The organism is Akkermansiaceae bacterium, assembly GCA_024233115.1.
In the GTDB taxonomy this organism is placed as follows: domain Bacteria; phylum Verrucomicrobiota; class Verrucomicrobiia; order Verrucomicrobiales; family Akkermansiaceae; genus Oceaniferula.
In genome coordinates, this window is record JACKQB010000001.1 from 305,110 (window position 1) to 319,995 (window position 14,886).

Genomic DNA, 14,886 nt, shown 5'->3' on the forward strand with positions numbered 1-14,886 from the left:
TGTTAGGATGTCTTGGTTGCGTCGGCAAACTTTTCCGGCTCGCGGTAGAGTACGGTCTGGATGTGCTCGCAGTAGAGAACGAGCTCGCCGTCGTTTTTATAAACCTCGTAGGCCGCGCGGTAGAGGCCGTGTTTTTCATACTTCGGCTCCTTGTGCAGGTCGGTCTTGATGGTGTAGATGGTGTCGCCGATGAACACCGGCTTGATGAAGCGCAGCTTGTCGTAGCCGTAGCTGAAGGCATGGGTGCAGTTGGTGGCGACCAGGCCGAGACCCATGGAAAAGACACAGGCACCGGCGACCAGGCGCTTGCCGAAGATACCCTCCTTCTCCGCGAACATCTGGTCGGCGACGTACGGGTGCATATCGAGTACCAGGGCGTTGAACTGCATGCTCTCGCCTTCGGAAATGGTGCGCCGGATCGAACGGATTTTCGTGCCGACCTCGATGTCTTCGTAATACCAGTCCTCGGCGTTCCAGATGGCGATTTCCGCGTGTTTTTCCAGGGGTGTGTTTTCGGGTTTCATGGTTGTTTTAAATGGAGAATTCCTGATTGAGTAAATCGTTGTGCTGGCCGACCGCGGGGGCGCCTTGCGGGCACTTGTAAATCTCGCCGTCGATGCGGACCGGGCAGCGCAGGGTGGGCAGGGGGGTTCCCTGCGGGCAGGTCACCGTTTGCTCCATGTCGAGCGCCTTGTAGCCCTCGGTCTGACGCAGGGTTTTCCAGTCGAGCACCTCGGCGCACCAGACGTCCGCAGGCTCCAGGATGTCGAGCCAGTGCCGGGTGGTCTTGGAAACGAGGTGGTCTTTGAGCAGGGTCTTGATTTCATCGCGCTGGTCGAACCAGGTGTCGGGGTCCTGGTAGGCACCGAGTCCGTCGATGTCTAACAAATTCCCGAGTTTCGGGATTTGTCCCATTGAGAGCGCGAGGTAGCCGTCGGCGGTTTGGTAGATGCCGTAGGGTGCCGCGACGTAGGCGTGGCCGCTGTTCACGGCGGAGCGCTGGGGCAGTTTGCCGCCGTCGTTGAGGTGGGTGGTGATGACCTCGAACTGGAGGTCGAGAATGGACTCCATCAGGCTGACCTGCACCCTGCCGCCCTTGCCGGTGACGCCACGGCGGACTAGGCAGGCAAGAACCCCCTGCACCAGGTGCGCGCCCGCGGCGAGGTCGGCGACGGCCAGACCCATCGGCGTCGGGGGGTCACCATCGTTGCCCGACAGCCAGGTGAGGCCGGACATCGACTGCGCGAGCAAATCCTGGCCCGGCTTGCCGACCCACGGCCCCTTGTCGCCGTAGCCGGTGACCGTTGCGTAAACGAGCGACGGGTTGAGCTCCTTGACCGCCTCGTAGCCGAAGCCAAGCCGGTCCATGACGCCGGGGCGGAAGTTTTCGATCATCACGTCCGCCTTGGCGATCAGGGCGCGGACTTTTTTCAGGTCGTCCTCGTCCTTGAGGTTGGCGGCGTAGCTTTGTTTGTTGCGGTTGATCGAGTGGAACAGCGTGCTCTCGCCCTCGATGACGAGGTTGGAGATGTAGAGCTGGCGGCAGATGTCGCCGGTCTTCGGGCGTTCGACCTTGATGACGCGGGCGCCGAGGTCCGCCAGGCGCATCGCGGCGGAGGGCCCGGCGAGGAACTGGCTGAAGTCGAGAACGGTGAGGCCTTCTAACGGTTTCATGGAATAAGTCTAGTGGTTAAAGGATTCGCGGTAGATCGCGTTTAGTTTGTCAACGGTGTCGGCGACGCTGGCTTTGCCGGTGATGCCGTCGTGGGCCACCGGGCTGCCGTGGTCCTGGAAATACATGTAGCCATGGTACTGGGGCCGCAGCAGGGCGCGGTCGAGGGTGGCCAGGGTGTTGCGGAAAAAATGATGGGTGTCCTCGTTGAGGGTGTCGTCCAGCCAGGCGGCGCGGTGCCCCGGCTGGCCGCCCGCATGATAGAAAACGCCGCGCTGCACATCGGGCGAGGCGGTGAACCCGGCGTAGCGCATGGCCGCCTGCGCGTGCTGGGTTTTTGACGACACCGCGATGCCGGCGCCGCCGAGGGCGGTGCGCAGCGGCTTGCCCTGGTAGCTGACGACGTCACCTGCTGTTAGTCGGTTTGGTGCGTAGTAGGCGCGGGAGTAATTCGAGTAACCGTAGCCTAACGGACAGTAGGCGACGTCATCGGAGGTGGTCATTTTTTCCGCCGTCTGGATCGGGTTCAGGGTCTGGAAAATAGGATCGATCAGCGACACCGCCTCCTTGAGCGTCTCCAGTGCCCGGGTGAGGGCATCGGTGGTGGCGAGTTGTTCTTTGTCGGCAAAGAGGTTCCCCTGATGCGCGTCGCAGAACGCGTAGGTGTGCATCAGCAGGTCGATGGGGATGGCGGCAAAGCCAACGTGCCCTTGGGCGGCCATGGCCAACATGTCCTGCCAGGTCTTGGGCACTTGCAGCCCGAGTTTGGCGAGCAGGTCTTCGCGCCAGGTGGCGATCGGGGTGGCGGCGTCGATGGCCAGCGTCCATTGTTTGCCCGCGAAGTTGTAGCTCGGGTGCGAGCCGCCGACGCTGTGCTCCGCCTGGTCCTCGAGGAATCCGGCGGAAAGGTAGTCGTCATAGGGCAGCAGCAGCGCGTCCTCCGCCGCCAGGGCGACGTGCGGGTGGTCCATGACTAACAGATCGTATGCCGCCGCCAGTTCCTCCAGCGAGGCATCGGCGAACGCCTGCAGCGAGCGCTTCTCCCAAGTGATGCGCACCTCGGGGTTGAGTTCCTCGAATCGCTGCGCGGTGGCGACCACCGAGGTAAATCCACGCGAGTGGTTCCATGCCATGCCCTTGAGTTCAATCATGACGTTGTAGTGAATGTTAGATGGTTTAGTGTCCGGGAGCTTGTTGTTCGGTTTTACTCGCCTGCTCGCCCTGGTAACTGCCGTAAACAATCAGCGCGAACGAGGTCAGTAGCACCGTCAGTCCAGCGGCGAGCATCGCCAGGGTGCTGGATTTCAGCCCCTTCCACTCCTTGAGGATCAGTCCGATGATAAAGCTGAAAAAGATCAGCATCGCCATGTGGACCCCCCAGCTGATGAAGCCGTAGTTTCCCATGCGTGTGTGGCCGAGACCGTAGAAGAAAAACTGTCCGTACCACAGCAGCCCGGCAAACAGGGCAAAGAGGTAGTGGCTCGCCAGGCCGCCGCCGCCCCGGGTGTTGCGCGCGGTATCCAGTCGCTTGTAATCCTTCCAGGTCCCGCAGCGGGTGTGCACCACGCCCCACCAAACCAGGTTGGTAATCAGTGCCCCGCCCATGGCGAAAATATACTTTGCACCGGCGGCGAACTGCCCGGCGCCATGCGCGGTCGCCAGTTTGTCCATCGGCTCCCCGGCTGCCAGCGAGAGTCCGAACACCGCCGAGAGAACCCCGGCGAGCACCACCAGCGTCAGGCCGAGCTTGGCATTGAAATGCACCTCGCTGCCGGCGAGCTGGGATTCCTTCATTTTCCCGGCGATACCGCAGAGGACGATGCCGCCGAGCGCCATGAACCCGGCGGTCACGATCATGCTGCCGCCCGGCACGCTGAAGGTCTGCAACAGCGTGCCTGTCTGGAGCAGCGGCAGGATCGTGCCGAGCACGGCCGAAATGCCGATCGCCACCGCGTAGGTCAGCGAGTAACCGATGTGGCGGATGGCCACGCCGAATGCCATGCCGCCGAATCCGTACACCGCGCCGAGCAGGGTGACCTTCAGCAGCACCTTGCCCTCCGTGCCGGCAATCACGCCCCACAGGTTGGGTACGGTCAGCGACGCCACGATGACGGGCACGATCAGCCACGCCGCCAGGCACATCAGCAGCCAGAAGTTCTGGAACTGCCAGCGGCTGGTTCCCTTCTGCGGGACGAAACAGGAGGCGGCGGCAATGCCTCCGACGGCGTGAAGGGCGATGCCCAGAAAGATGTTGGCTTCCATAATGGTGTGGTGTTAGTTGACGGGGATTCCCCCTGCGAGTGATGAGCGCTCGGCGGCATCCACCGCCCGCATCGAGTGGTAAACGTCCTCGACGCTGTGCGGCAGGTCGGCGTCCGCGTTTTCAAGTTTATACATCAGGCTGCCCATCGCGCCGATGAAGGCGTGGGGGAACCACGAGCCGTTGACGGGAAGCGACTGCCAGCGCGGCTCCCCGCCCTCCTCGAGCACGCAGATTTCAAACCAGTCCGGCTCGCCCTCGGGGTAGTCCATCAGCAGGCCCATCTGCGCCTTGATCGCGCCCTTGGTGCCCTCCCACTTGACGTAGCTGTCCTGGTGCTTCTTGCCAAAACGATGGCCGTGGTTGGTGTGGATGTTCACCCGGACGTCCGGGCCGTAGTCGAGGATGTAGGCGGAGCGTGTGCAGTCGATTTTTGGTGCGCTGTGCGAGCCCATGCTCCTGCACTGCACACTGTTAGGGTTGCCCAGGAACGAGCGGATCATATCGACGTAATGGATGCTGTGGTAGTAAATCTCCGCGGCGTTGGCCTTTTCCAGGAAACTCCACAGGTGCCAGGGCGTCTCGACGTTGACCCGGACCTCGAAGTCCACCAGCTCGCCGATGAGCCCCTGGTCGATGGCGTCGCGCGCCATGGTGATGAAGGGGGCGAAGCGGAGCTGGAAATTGACGGCGGCGGTCAGGTTCTTCGCGCGGCACACCTGCAGGATCTCCTCCGCCTCGCGCAGGCTCTCGCCCATGGGTTTCTGGATCAGCACGGCGGCGTTGTCGGGAAGCAGCCGCAGCGTCTCCGCAAAGTAGTTCGCCGGCAGGGTGAGGTCGAAGACGGCGTCCTCCGGCGCGTCCGCCACCATTTCCTGCACCGTGTCGTAGACCTGGCCGATGCCGTATTCCCGTGCCAGCTCCTCCGCCTTGTCGCGGCTGCGGTTGGTGATGCCGTGGACCTTGAAACCGGCGATCGCGTAGGCCGGGAGGTGGGCGTCCCTGACGATGCTGCCCGCACCGATGATGCAGATGGGCCGCGTGCGCTCAGGCAGCCGCGGCTGGTCGTTGAGGTGGATGGCTGGCATGGTGTGGAAATGGGAGGTGACTACACTCCCAACCTACAGAGATCCGCCGTTTTGGGTAGGAGAATAATCAACTGAATCATGGACAAATCACTTTTTGGTTGAAAATGCGATCGCGTGCAGGAGAATGGATTTCCTGTGAAGATCGATGTAAACCACCTGAAGATAAGAGTTTACGCATTTGACATGGTAAACGTCGGGGATTGGTGGAACTTTAAAAATCACATCAGCCCCTTCGCCCGCATCTTTCTCATCAGGCAGGGTGAGCAGATCGTTTCCTTCGGAGGAACGGACTATCGGCACCGTGCTAACAGCCTGGCGCTGGTGCCGCCCTTCACGCCGGTGAGCTACCACTGCCGCGATGCCTGTCTGCAAGACTACTTCGTTTTTTCCTGCCGACTGCCCAACGGCAAGGACCTGTTTACCGACTATAAATTCCCCTATCACCTCGAAGCTGAAAAGTGGCACTATGCGCTATGTGATCAACTCATCCAGGTTCTGCCGAATTTCGGACTGCAGAACGTCAATGCGGATTCGGATAACTTCAACCAGCTGATCTTTGAAACCAAGTCCAAGGACGCCACCCTGCACCAGAAATTTGCCGCCCAGGGCGTGGTCAGTCTGCTGATGTCCAGCTTTGCCGTGGGGGCTGAAATAAGCCATCAGCTGATACGCTTTGCCAGGGCCTTCCAGTATATCGAAAACAACCTCGCCAGGGATCTCAGCCTGAGCGCCCTGAGTGAAATCGAGGGGATGAGCCGCACCTATTTTTCCGATCAATTCCACCATCATACGGGTGTCAGACCATCAGAATACATCGCCCAGAAACGGGAAAACAAAGCCCGGGAGCTGCTGACCACCACCAATCTCCGGCTGCCGGAGATCGCGGAAAAAGTCGGGTTTCCAGACACCGCCTATTTCATGCGCTTCTTCAAAAAACGCACAGGTGTGACCCCGACGGCATACCGTCTTCGATAACGCCCGGACCGTCTGCGATAGCCGTCTAACGGCAAAGTGGTTTGCAAAGCGCAACCAGTGCGGGGTCGACGCTGGCGGGGGCATCCGTCACCTTATGGATGGGAAGGGTGCCGAAGCTTCCTGAGCGGTACACCATGATATTGTTGGTTTCTCCACGGTGCAGGGATTCGACGGCGCCCACGGCAAACTTGAAGGCCATAAGCCGGTCGCGCACGGTCGGTGAGCCGCCGCGCTGGATATGCCCAAGAATGGTCAGCCGGGCATCCATGTTCAGCGCGTCATGAATCCATCTTGTTAGGTAATCGCTCATGTTGCAGCCCTCGGCGACGATGGCGATCATAAAATTGCGTCCGTGCTCGAGTTGTTTGCGAAGCCGCTCCCCGATTGCGTCAAGGTCATACTCAAGCTCGGGAACCAGGCATATTTCAGCTCCGCTGGTCACGGCCGATGCCATGGCAAGGTAGCCGCAGTGGCGACCCATGGTCTCCACCACAAAGGCTCTGCTGAACGAGGTCGCTGTGTCGCGGATACTGTCCACATTTTGGCGGATCATATTCAAGGCCGTGTCAACACCGAGGCAATAGTCGGTTCCCGGGATATCGTTATCGATGGTTGCCGGGATGCCGGCGAAGGGCACTTTGAAATCGGCGTAAAACTGGTTCAGCGCCCGGAACGAGCCGTCACCGCCGATGACGATGAGTTTGGTAATGCCATGGCTCTTCAGGTTTTCGTAGGCCAGCTGGCGTGACTCGTATTCGAAAAACCGCTTCGAGCGTGACGACCGAAGCACGGTGCCGCCGCGGTGCATTATGCCGGACACGGCAGCGGGCTTGGCCTTCTCGATGTGGTTATCGATCAGCCCCCTTAGGCCATTGAAGACGAGAAACGGTTGATAGCCCAGGCTACGAGAGTATTCTACGGCGCATTTAACGGCTGGATTCATCCCAGCGGCATCGCCGCCCGAGGTCATGATTGCTATTCCTTCCATAATAAAAAGTGGTTTGTGTAAGCCTTTGAAAAACAGCTTGGTTTGGTGGCGGATGCTCCATAATCGGAAACATTCCCTTTGGCAAGTAACTCTCAGCCAAAACAATTGGTTAATTGTACGGTTGACATCGTCTCGCTTCGCCACTAATTACGTGCCGCCTTGCGGGGGAATCCTCACAAGCGAGAAATAAAAAAGAGGCGGGATGGCCAAGTGGTAAGGCATCGGTTTGCAAAACCGATATTCGCGGGTTCGATTCCCGCTCCCGCCTCCATTCTTTTAAGCCACCCATCAACCACCCGGCGAGGTGGTTTTTTCATCTCCCTGCTTGCAGTGAGGGCAAATGGGGATTAATTCATTCCCTGATGAAATTAATGACTAAAAACTTCGCGTTTACAATGATGATGGCTCTGGCCGGGTGTTTGGCATCCTGTGCAGAGGAGAAGAAGGCTGATGGGAATACTGGGGTCGCGAGTACCGATTCGCCTAAAGTCGAAGCGAAGGTGAAGGATATCCGGATCGAATTGGAAACCAGCAAAGGTAAGATCGAGGCGACCATTTATGCATCCAAGGTGCCGATGACCGCTGCGAACTACCTGAACCTTGCCAAGCGTGGTTATTATGACGGGTTGAAGTTCCATCGCGTGATCCCCGATTTCATGATCCAGGGGGGGGATCCGCAGGGAACGGGAATGGGGGGGCCGGGTTACCGTTTTGAGGATGAATTTGATCCCTCGCTCAAGCATGACGGGCCCGGGGTGTTCTCCATGGCGAATGCCGGACCGGGGACGAATGGCTCCCAGTTTTTCATCACCCACAAGGATACGGCATGGCTCAATGGCAAACACAGTGTGTTTGGAAAAGTCACCAAGGGTATGGATGTGGTTAATGCCATTGAGGGGGGCGACACCATCAAGTCGATCAAGGTGCTCGATCCCACGGATGCCCTGTTTGCGGCTCAGAAGGCTAAGCTCGACGAGTGGAATGCCGTGCTCGATGCCAAGCAATAATTCTCATGTGACATAATTCATGACTTGCACCATCTCACGACTTGGATAAGCTGGGATGCAGTCTATCTACAACCAACCTTAAATTATTATGTTTGAAATCTATCAAAGCGAAAAAACCAAGAAGTATCATTTCCGCCTCAAAGCTGGCAACGGCGAGATCATCCTCACCGGCCAGGGGTACAAAGACAAGCCGGGCTGTGAAAACGGCGTGGCTTCCGTCGGTAAAAACGGCACGGACGAATCCCGTTTCGAGATCAAGGACTCTGCGGACGGGAAAAAATACTTTGTGCTCAAGGCAACCAACGGTCAGATCATCGGCCAGAGCCAGATGTATAAAACCGAGTCCGGGCTGAAAAACGGTATCGCCTCTGTCGGCAAAAACTGCGCAGGCAAGGTCAAGGACCTCACGGTCTAAACGTTTCCCCGATCTATCTCACGCCACCTTTTGCATCAAGCGGAGGGTGGCGTTTTTGCTGTCGCTGGGTGGTGCTCCCGGAGCCACTGGGGCGGCTCCATGTGTTCAAGCTCTTTCATGAATCAGCCTGGCAACTTGAATAGCTCTTTCTACGGCCCCGGAGCGGTCCCGGAAAATTCACATGCCAAGGTGGCTTCGGGTTTGTGCAAAGGCTCTGGAAGGTTGCAGGAAAGGGGGGAAGGGTTTACCTGCTGATGTGTTTGAGGCTGTAGAGATCGGGGCGGCGGTCCTTGAGGTTTCTGACGCTGCCGAACTCGTGCATCTCACGCAGCAGGTCGAGATCGACATCGGCGATGAGGATCATCTCGGTATTGGCCGTGGCCTCTGCCTTGACGCCGTTGGTGGGGAACGCAAAATCGCAGGGGGTAAAGACCATCGACTGTGCAAACTGGATGCTCATGTTGTTGACCTTGGGGAGGTTGCCCACGCTGCCTGCGATGGCGACGTAACACTCGTTTTCGATGGCGCGTGCCTGGGCGCAATGACGGACGCGTGAGTAGGCGTTCTGGGTGTCGGTCAGGAAGGGGACAAAGAGGATATCCATACCCTGGTCCGCCAGCAGCCGGCTGAGCTCGGGGAATTCGACATCGTAACAGATGAGGATGCCGATTTTTCCGCAGTCGGTATCGAACACCCGCAGCGTATCTCCGCCTGCAAGGCCCCAGACCATTGCCTCGTCCGGGGTGACGTGGAGCTTTTCATAACGCTCGCTGGTTCCGTCCCGGCGGCAGAGGTAGCCGACGTTGTAGAGTCTGTCATCGACCATCTCGGGCATGCTGCCGGTGATGATGTTGATGTTGTAGGAGATCGCCAGCTCGGAAAAACGTTTGACGATGGCTTCCGTGTGTTTTGCCAGCTCCCGGATTGCGTCCGCCTCCGAGAGGTGGTTGTTTTCCGCCATCAGCGGCGCATTAAAATACTCGGGCAGCAGTGCGAAGTCAGACCGGTAGCCTGAGACGGCATCGATGAAAAACTCAATCTGGTGCAGCAGGTCGTCCAGTCCCTTGTAGGGGCGCATCTGCCACTGGACCAGACCAAGTCGGACGACGGTTTTGGTCGGCGAGATCGGCTTGTCGTCTTTTTCGTAATAAATGTTATCCCATTCTAACAGGACGGCGTATTCATTGGAGTGGTCGTCACCCTCGAGATAGTTCTTGAGGATTTTGGTGGGGTGAAAATCATTCGATATCTGGAAGTTGAGGACCGGATCGTGAATCTCTTTACGCTTGACGCGTTCGATGTATTCCTTGGGCGTAATCTCATCGGAGTACTTGTGGTAGTTAGGAATACGCCCGCCGAAGGCGACGCCCTTGAGGTTGAGTTGCTCACAAAGTTCCTTGCGGTAATCGTAGAGGCGCCTGCCGAGCCGTAGTCCGCGAAACTCCGGTTTAACGAAAATATCGATGCCGTAGAGCGTGTCACCCTCCGGGTCATGGGTACTGAAGGTGAAGTCGCCTGTGATGTCGCTGTAGGTGTGTCGCCCGCCGAACTTATCGTAGTCCACGATGATGGAGAGGGCGCAACCTGCAAGCTGTCCATTCACCTTGATGACGACCTGTCCCTCGGGGAAAAGCCCGATTAATGTTTCGAGTTCGTGTTCCTTCCAGTAGGCGTTGTCGAGGCCGGCATAGGCTTCGATCATAACCTGCTTCATTTCCTGGTAGATATCCAGATCGAGAAGCACGAGCTCAATGTTTTCGATGTTTTGCATGGTGGGCGACGCGCAACCTATACTGGAGCATAGCACTGCACAAGACATCAGAATGCCATCTTTGGTGGGAATGGCCTGAAACAATCAGGCCATGAATAGGAGAAACTTTTCTGTGCCGGTGTTGTTTGATCCGTTATGAAATCACTCATCGTCCTTTTGTCCCTTGCGTCCGTTCTGCTGGCCGAAAAAGCATCTTACGTCCCTACTGCATCGAAATCCAAGGTGCCTACCGAGCTATGTTCGTTTTCCTACAATGGTCGCGAAGTTCCGCTGAAAATCTACCTGCCTACCACCGGGAAACCGGCACCTCTTATCCTGTTAAGCCACGGGCTTGGAGGGTCGCGTGAAGTGGGCACCTACCTGGGCGAACGGTGGGCGGGAGCCGGTTATGTAGTGGTCGCCATGCAACACGCTGGCAGTGATGAGGAGGTATGGAAAAAGTTACCACTCACGCAGCGAAAACAAACGCTTGCACGCGCCGCCAACATCAAGACTTTTCTCGCACGGATGAAGGATGTCCCCGCCACGCTGGATCAGTTGGAACGATGGAATGTTGAAAAAAAGCATATCCTGGAGAAGCGTATCGATATGGAGCACATCGGCATCGCTGGCCACTCGTATGGCGCGGTGACCACCCAGGCCATTGCCGGGCAGTCGTTCGGGCCGATGGGGCCCGCCTATTTGGACAAACGCATTGACGCCGGGTTTGCCATGAGTCCGAGTATTCCGCGCAGGGGTTCTGCGGAGAAAGCCTTTGCCGGGATAGCGATCCCGATGTTGTTGATGACAGGGACGAAAGACGGCAATTTCATCACCAACGCGCCACCGGCATCGCGTCGAGGCGTTTTTGCAGCCTTGCCCCCATCGGCTGGAAATGCCAGGACGAAGCATTACGAACTGGTGCTCAAAGACGCCGAGCACAGCGCCTTTTCCGATCACCGGCTACGTGGAGAAGGTAAACATAATCCCAACCATCACCGGGTCATTAAGGCCATCAGTACCGCCTTCTGGGACAGTGCCCTCAAAGGCAATAGCGCTGCCAGCGAGTGGCTGAATGGCAAAGGTCCTTATACCTGTTTGCAAAATGGTGACCTTTGGCAGTGCAAGTAGCCAATCGTTGGATGGCGTCATGCCGCCTTGACCAGCTGAAGTCATCGTCTGGAGTTCAGTCGTCGAGGGTAAAGCCGATTTTGATGGTCACCTGCCAATGATCGACTTTGTTGTCTACAATGTGCCCCCGCGTCTCGACGACTTCAAACCAGCGCAGGTTATGGACACTCTCGCCTGCTTTCCTGATGGCATTTTCAATGGCCTCGTCGGTGCTTTTGGTGGAAGTTCCGGTGATCTCGATTTTTTTATAGATATGGTCGCTCATAGTACTCCCACTATAGCTTGGGATGGCATTGCCATCAAGTGCTCGCTTCAAACTTGTTGATCAGAAAGCCCTCGACGAGTGAAGTCCGGAGGGTGCCAGCAGAGTGGGAGCTATGGTTTTGTGGCCGATCCAAAGACTGAAAGGAACTCCCGTTCGGCTTCAAGTGATCCCACCAGGACCAGGCTGCCGTCTTCAGGGAGCAATTGGTCGGGCCCGGGATTGAGCTGGCGCTCACCGTTGGTTTCCAATGCGATGATGGAACATCCGGTCCGCGAGCGAACTTCCGACGTAGCGATGGTTACACCAGCCAGGGAACGGGGAACTTGGGTGGTGAACACATTGACACCGTCACCCAACGGCACGGTGCCACTGCCGCGAAGGTAGGTGAAAATCGTGTTTGCGCCCATGGATGCGTAGGAGAGCACAAGATCCGCCCCGGCACGATGGAGCCGTGTGGCATACTGGGGTCGGGTGCAACGCGAGATGATTTGAAGGTCGTTGCGCAGGCGTCGGTAAAAGATGGTGAGGAAGGTATTTATGGGGTCATCATGCGTGGTGATGATGACCGAAGCCGCCTCACGCATTCCGGCCGCCACCAGCACTTCGAACTCGGACGCATCTCCTATAATTGTGTTTTCGATACCTGCAACGCGTGCCGCAAGCTTCTCAATGATAACCCACTCGATTCCTGCTTCAGTAAGAGCACGGGAGAGCACGCGACCGACTCGACCACCGCCGACGATGACCACCTTGCAGCTTTTCTCGGTCGTGACACCAAAGACCTGGTTGTAGACCTCCACCTGCTCCTTGGTGCCTGCTAGTAGGAGGATCGATTTTTGTGTGAGCGGTGATGTTAGATCGGTGGGGTAGTAGCTTCCCCGTTCCCACCGGCCCACGACCACCATGCCCGTCTGCTCGAGGATACCGCTTTCGGCGACGGTTTTCCCAGGCAGGGAGGTGCGTGCAATACCCGTCTCGGCGATGCGGAGGTCGTAGATGGCTCCAATGACATGCGCCTTGGCGTCATTGCCGATCACCCGTCGGGCGAGGGTTTCTCCCATCAGTTCCTCAAGTTGGAGGATGTGGGTGACGCCCGCGAGTTCGAGGGCATCACGCACGCCGCTGGTGGATGCGGAAGCCACGATGGTGACACGATCCGAGAGTTCGCGTGCGGTGAAGGTAATGTTGGTGTTTGTGACGTCGTCGCGGGTGGTGACCACCATGCTCGCCTTTTCGATGTTGAGCTTTTGAAAATTATCCGGATCGGCCCAGTTGCCGAGGATGACCGGCACTCCCTGGTGCTGTAAATCGAGTGCCTGCTCCAACTTGGAAGTGAGCACGAAGTAGGGGTATCCGTAATCGTCGAGCAGGCGGGTAAGTGAACGTGCGACGGGACCGTAATCGGTCATGATCACATGGCCTTCGGTGTTTGGGGGCACCTGCGTGGGGGCTTTTGCCCTTTCCTGAGCCCTGATGTAGGGGGCGTAAAAGAACTCGATAAAGGTGAAGGGAAGGAGGACCAGTAGAAAAACCACACCCGTAATGAGCACCACCACCGAGAATAGACGTCCGATGTCCGAGTGGAAGGTGATATCACCGAATCCGAGTGTCGACATCACTGTTAGAGTCCAGTAGAAACCAGTGAGCCAGCTATGTTCCTGGCCTTCGCGCAGCATCAGGATGTGGAAGAGGATGCTGTAGGTGATGACTAGTGACATCAAAATCAGCAGAAGCTTGGTCAGTGCCCTCAGGTTGATGCGGCCCATCCGGTTTTCCCGGAACGCAGCGAAGATAGTGGGAAGTGATTTCATCAATGGTGCATCGAGCGATGTGATGGGGGATTTCTACGGGTGGTTCCTGACCAGGTCCAAAATGATTAAGTTGCGGGATTGATAAAAACAAAAAATAAAACCCAGGCAGGGAGGCTAGCATGAGGGTAGCCACATCAAGTTTTTTCGGCCAGCTTCTTTCTTGCCTTAACGGGTATTTTCCACATGATGATGCTCATCACCACTTCACTCAAAAAACAAGTTTCCAGCCATATTACTCTGGGTTTGTCCTCCGTTTTGCTGCTGCTCGCAGTCGCGCCCGCCATGGCGGAAATGCACTGGCTTGAATCCGGTATGAGCGTAAAAACTTTCGGCAACCGGCCCCATCATCTGGCACTGAGCGATACCGCGCCGGCCTCGATCAAACGCGCGCCGGAAGGTCTGCGCTCGCCGCGTTACGCCACCCTCATTCTCGGACCCAAGGCCGCGCCCGCCAGGATCACAATCATCCTCGACGAGGTAAAGGGCCGCCCGGACCGCATTCATGTTGATGCCAATGCCAACGGGGATTTTACCGATGATCCGGCACTGACCCTCACCACCGCCGAAACCTTTGATCCGGACAACGCCGCAGCCACCCAGTATCAGGCCCGCGCCACGGTGGAGATTCCCTTCGCCTCGGGCATGAAAAAAGGCCGCATCGAGTTCTTTCAAACGCGATCCGACACGAAGTATGACCTCACATTCCGCAAGTCCATCAACTATTACGCCGACTACGGCTGGTTTGGCGAAATGGAAATCGGTGGCAAAAACATTCCGACCGGGCTTTCGGATGCCGGTGGCTGCGGGGATTTTCGCGAGGATGAAAACGTCATGAACACGCCGATCTTGTGGTTTGGAGTCGGTAGCGGACCAAAAGCAAAATACGGAACCTCCGCCATCGCTACCAAGCCGTTTGAACTGGAGGGCAAGTGGTGGCGGGTCAAGGACCTCACTCCGGACGGCCATTTTTCCATCGTGGCAACCGTCAAGCCCGCCGACGCGAAACCGGTGAAGGCCCAGGCCAAACAGGGCGGGCCTGACCTGACTACGGGCAAGCCGGCCCCGGTATTCACCGGGAAGCTACTTGGCGGCAAGGCTGTCAATTTTCCAGCCGACTACAAGGGCAAGATCGTACTGCTCGATTTCTGGGCCACCTGGTGCGGCCCCTGCATCCGCGAAATTCCGCATGTCCTGGAGGCCCACAAAAAGTTCCACAGCAAGGGCTTTGAAGTGCTCGGCGTTTCCCTCGACAGGGCCGCGGATGAAGCCAAGCTGGCGAAGTTCACCAAGGCTAAAGGAATGGCCTGGCCGCAGGTTTTCGATGGCAGGTTCTGGGATGCCGAAGTATCGAAGCTCTACGGCATCCGGGCCGTGCCCTACATGATCCTCATCGATGGCGACACGGGCCTGGTGATCGTAAACGACATCGCCGGACACGAGTTGGGCGGGATCGTGGAAAAGACCCTCGCCAAGAAAAAGAGCACCACACCCTGAGGCACTTTGGTGCCTGAGGAAACGTGAACA

General features: G+C 57.6%; 14 protein-coding genes and 1 tRNA gene. 6 read left to right on the top strand and 9 right to left on the bottom strand.

Features of this window, described 5'->3' with window-relative positions:
• Positions 1 to 2: 2 nt before the first annotated feature.
• Genes H7A51_01315 through H7A51_01335 form a run of 5 tightly spaced genes read right to left on the bottom strand, consistent with a single transcriptional unit; the run spans position 3 to position 5,020 of the window.
• A complete protein-coding gene (locus tag H7A51_01315) occupies positions 3 to 524 on the bottom strand; it encodes a MaoC family dehydratase (protein MCP5534855.1) in 522 nt (173 codons plus the stop codon).
• Between the two features lie 7 nt (positions 525 to 531).
• The gene (locus H7A51_01320) at positions 532 to 1,674 is read right to left on the bottom strand and encodes a CoA transferase (GenBank protein MCP5534856.1); all 1,143 of its coding nucleotides are present in this window, start codon (positions 1,672 to 1,674) and stop codon (positions 532 to 534) included.
• A 9-nt stretch (positions 1,675 to 1,683) separates the two neighbouring features.
• A complete protein-coding gene (locus tag H7A51_01325; protein MCP5534857.1) occupies positions 1,684 to 2,823 on the bottom strand; it encodes a carbohydrate ABC transporter substrate-binding protein in 1,140 nt (379 codons plus the stop codon).
• A gap of 25 nt (positions 2,824 to 2,848) precedes the next feature.
• On the bottom strand, positions 2,849 to 3,934 hold the full coding sequence (locus H7A51_01330; GenBank protein MCP5534858.1) for a rhamnose:proton symporter: 1,086 nt from the start codon (positions 3,932 to 3,934) through the stop codon (positions 2,849 to 2,851).
• Between the two features lie 12 nt (positions 3,935 to 3,946).
• On the bottom strand, positions 3,947 to 5,020 hold the full coding sequence (locus H7A51_01335; GenBank protein MCP5534859.1) for a Gfo/Idh/MocA family oxidoreductase: 1,074 nt from the start codon (positions 5,018 to 5,020) through the stop codon (positions 3,947 to 3,949).
• 135 nt (positions 5,021 to 5,155) lie between these two features.
• On the opposite strand from H7A51_01335, the gene H7A51_01340 reads away from it, so the two are divergent.
• Complete coding sequence (locus H7A51_01340) at positions 5,156 to 5,995, top strand: helix-turn-helix transcriptional regulator (GenBank protein MCP5534860.1); 840 nt, start codon at positions 5,156 to 5,158, stop codon at positions 5,993 to 5,995.
• Between the two features lie 25 nt (positions 5,996 to 6,020).
• On the opposite strand, the gene H7A51_01345 is transcribed toward H7A51_01340, so the two are convergent.
• Positions 6,021 to 6,983 carry a 6-phosphofructokinase gene (locus H7A51_01345; protein ID MCP5534861.1) on the bottom strand — a complete coding sequence of 321 codons (963 nt, stop codon included), beginning with the start codon at positions 6,981 to 6,983 and terminating at the stop codon, positions 6,021 to 6,023.
• Positions 6,984 to 7,179: 196 nt separating this feature from the next.
• Here H7A51_01345 and H7A51_01350 point away from each other — a divergent pair.
• The 3 genes from H7A51_01350 to H7A51_01360 all read left to right on the top strand — a co-directional run bounded on the left by H7A51_01350 (position 7,180) and on the right by H7A51_01360 (position 8,405).
• Positions 7,180 to 7,254 (top strand) — tRNA-Cys (locus H7A51_01350).
• A gap of 130 nt (positions 7,255 to 7,384) precedes the next feature.
• On the top strand, positions 7,385 to 7,990 hold the full coding sequence (locus H7A51_01355; GenBank protein ID MCP5534862.1) for a peptidylprolyl isomerase: 606 nt from the start codon (positions 7,385 to 7,387) through the stop codon (positions 7,988 to 7,990).
• Between the two features lie 88 nt (positions 7,991 to 8,078).
• The gene (locus H7A51_01360; GenBank protein MCP5534863.1) at positions 8,079 to 8,405 is read left to right on the top strand and encodes a YegP family protein; all 327 of its coding nucleotides are present in this window, start codon (positions 8,079 to 8,081) and stop codon (positions 8,403 to 8,405) included.
• Positions 8,406 to 8,649: 244 nt separating this feature from the next.
• Here the strand turns inward: H7A51_01360 and H7A51_01365 are convergent, their stop codons facing one another.
• A complete protein-coding gene (locus H7A51_01365; protein MCP5534864.1) occupies positions 8,650 to 10,176 on the bottom strand; it encodes a bifunctional GNAT family N-acetyltransferase/carbon-nitrogen hydrolase family protein in 1,527 nt (508 codons plus the stop codon).
• Between the two features lie 135 nt (positions 10,177 to 10,311).
• Between H7A51_01365 and H7A51_01370 the strand changes: the two genes are divergently transcribed.
• Positions 10,312 to 11,286, top strand: coding sequence for a dienelactone hydrolase (locus H7A51_01370; GenBank protein ID MCP5534865.1), 975 nt, complete (start codon positions 10,312 to 10,314; stop codon positions 11,284 to 11,286).
• Between the two features lie 55 nt (positions 11,287 to 11,341).
• On the opposite strand, the gene H7A51_01375 is transcribed toward H7A51_01370, so the two are convergent.
• Both H7A51_01375 and H7A51_01380 read right to left on the bottom strand, forming a co-directional pair.
• Positions 11,342 to 11,551: a dodecin domain-containing protein gene (locus tag H7A51_01375; GenBank protein ID MCP5534866.1), complete on the bottom strand. Its 210-nt coding sequence runs from the start codon at positions 11,549 to 11,551 to the stop codon at positions 11,342 to 11,344.
• 110 nt (positions 11,552 to 11,661) lie between these two features.
• The gene (locus tag H7A51_01380) at positions 11,662 to 13,362 is read right to left on the bottom strand and encodes an NAD-binding protein (GenBank protein MCP5534867.1); all 1,701 of its coding nucleotides are present in this window, start codon (positions 13,360 to 13,362) and stop codon (positions 11,662 to 11,664) included.
• 183 nt (positions 13,363 to 13,545) lie between these two features.
• On the opposite strand from H7A51_01380, the gene H7A51_01385 reads away from it, so the two are divergent.
• Complete coding sequence (locus H7A51_01385; GenBank protein ID MCP5534868.1) at positions 13,546 to 14,856, top strand: TlpA family protein disulfide reductase; 1,311 nt, start codon at positions 13,546 to 13,548, stop codon at positions 14,854 to 14,856.
• Positions 14,857 to 14,886: the final 30 nt, after the last annotated feature.

Excerpts from the sequence above, each read along its gene's own strand:
- H7A51_01380 (MCP5534867.1), bottom strand. The coding sequence starts at position 13,362 with ATGAAATCACTTCCCACTATCTTCGCTGCGTTCCGGGAAAACCGGATG.
- H7A51_01325 (MCP5534857.1), bottom strand. The coding sequence starts at position 2,823 with ATGATTGAACTCAAGGGCATGGCATGGAACCACTCGCGTGGATTTACC.
- H7A51_01365 (MCP5534864.1), bottom strand. The coding sequence starts at position 10,176 with ATGCAAAACATCGAAAACATTGAGCTCGTGCTTCTCGATCTGGATATC.
- H7A51_01360 (MCP5534863.1), top strand. The coding sequence starts at position 8,079 with ATGTTTGAAATCTATCAAAGCGAAAAAACCAAGAAGTATCATTTCCGC.
- H7A51_01315 (MCP5534855.1), bottom strand. The coding sequence starts at position 524 with ATGAAACCCGAAAACACACCCCTGGAAAAACACGCGGAAATCGCCATC.
- H7A51_01355 (MCP5534862.1), top strand. The coding sequence starts at position 7,385 with ATGGCTCTGGCCGGGTGTTTGGCATCCTGTGCAGAGGAGAAGAAGGCT.
- H7A51_01370 (MCP5534865.1), top strand. The coding sequence starts at position 10,312 with ATGAAATCACTCATCGTCCTTTTGTCCCTTGCGTCCGTTCTGCTGGCC.
- H7A51_01335 (MCP5534859.1), bottom strand. The coding sequence starts at position 5,020 with ATGCCAGCCATCCACCTCAACGACCAGCCGCGGCTGCCTGAGCGCACG.
- H7A51_01385 (MCP5534868.1), top strand. The coding sequence starts at position 13,546 with ATGATGATGCTCATCACCACTTCACTCAAAAAACAAGTTTCCAGCCAT.
- H7A51_01330 (MCP5534858.1), bottom strand. The coding sequence starts at position 3,934 with ATGGAAGCCAACATCTTTCTGGGCATCGCCCTTCACGCCGTCGGAGGC.
- H7A51_01320 (MCP5534856.1), bottom strand. The coding sequence starts at position 1,674 with ATGAAACCGTTAGAAGGCCTCACCGTTCTCGACTTCAGCCAGTTCCTC.
- H7A51_01345 (MCP5534861.1), bottom strand. The coding sequence starts at position 6,983 with ATGGAAGGAATAGCAATCATGACCTCGGGCGGCGATGCCGCTGGGATG.
- H7A51_01375 (MCP5534866.1), bottom strand. The coding sequence starts at position 11,551 with ATGAGCGACCATATCTATAAAAAAATCGAGATCACCGGAACTTCCACC.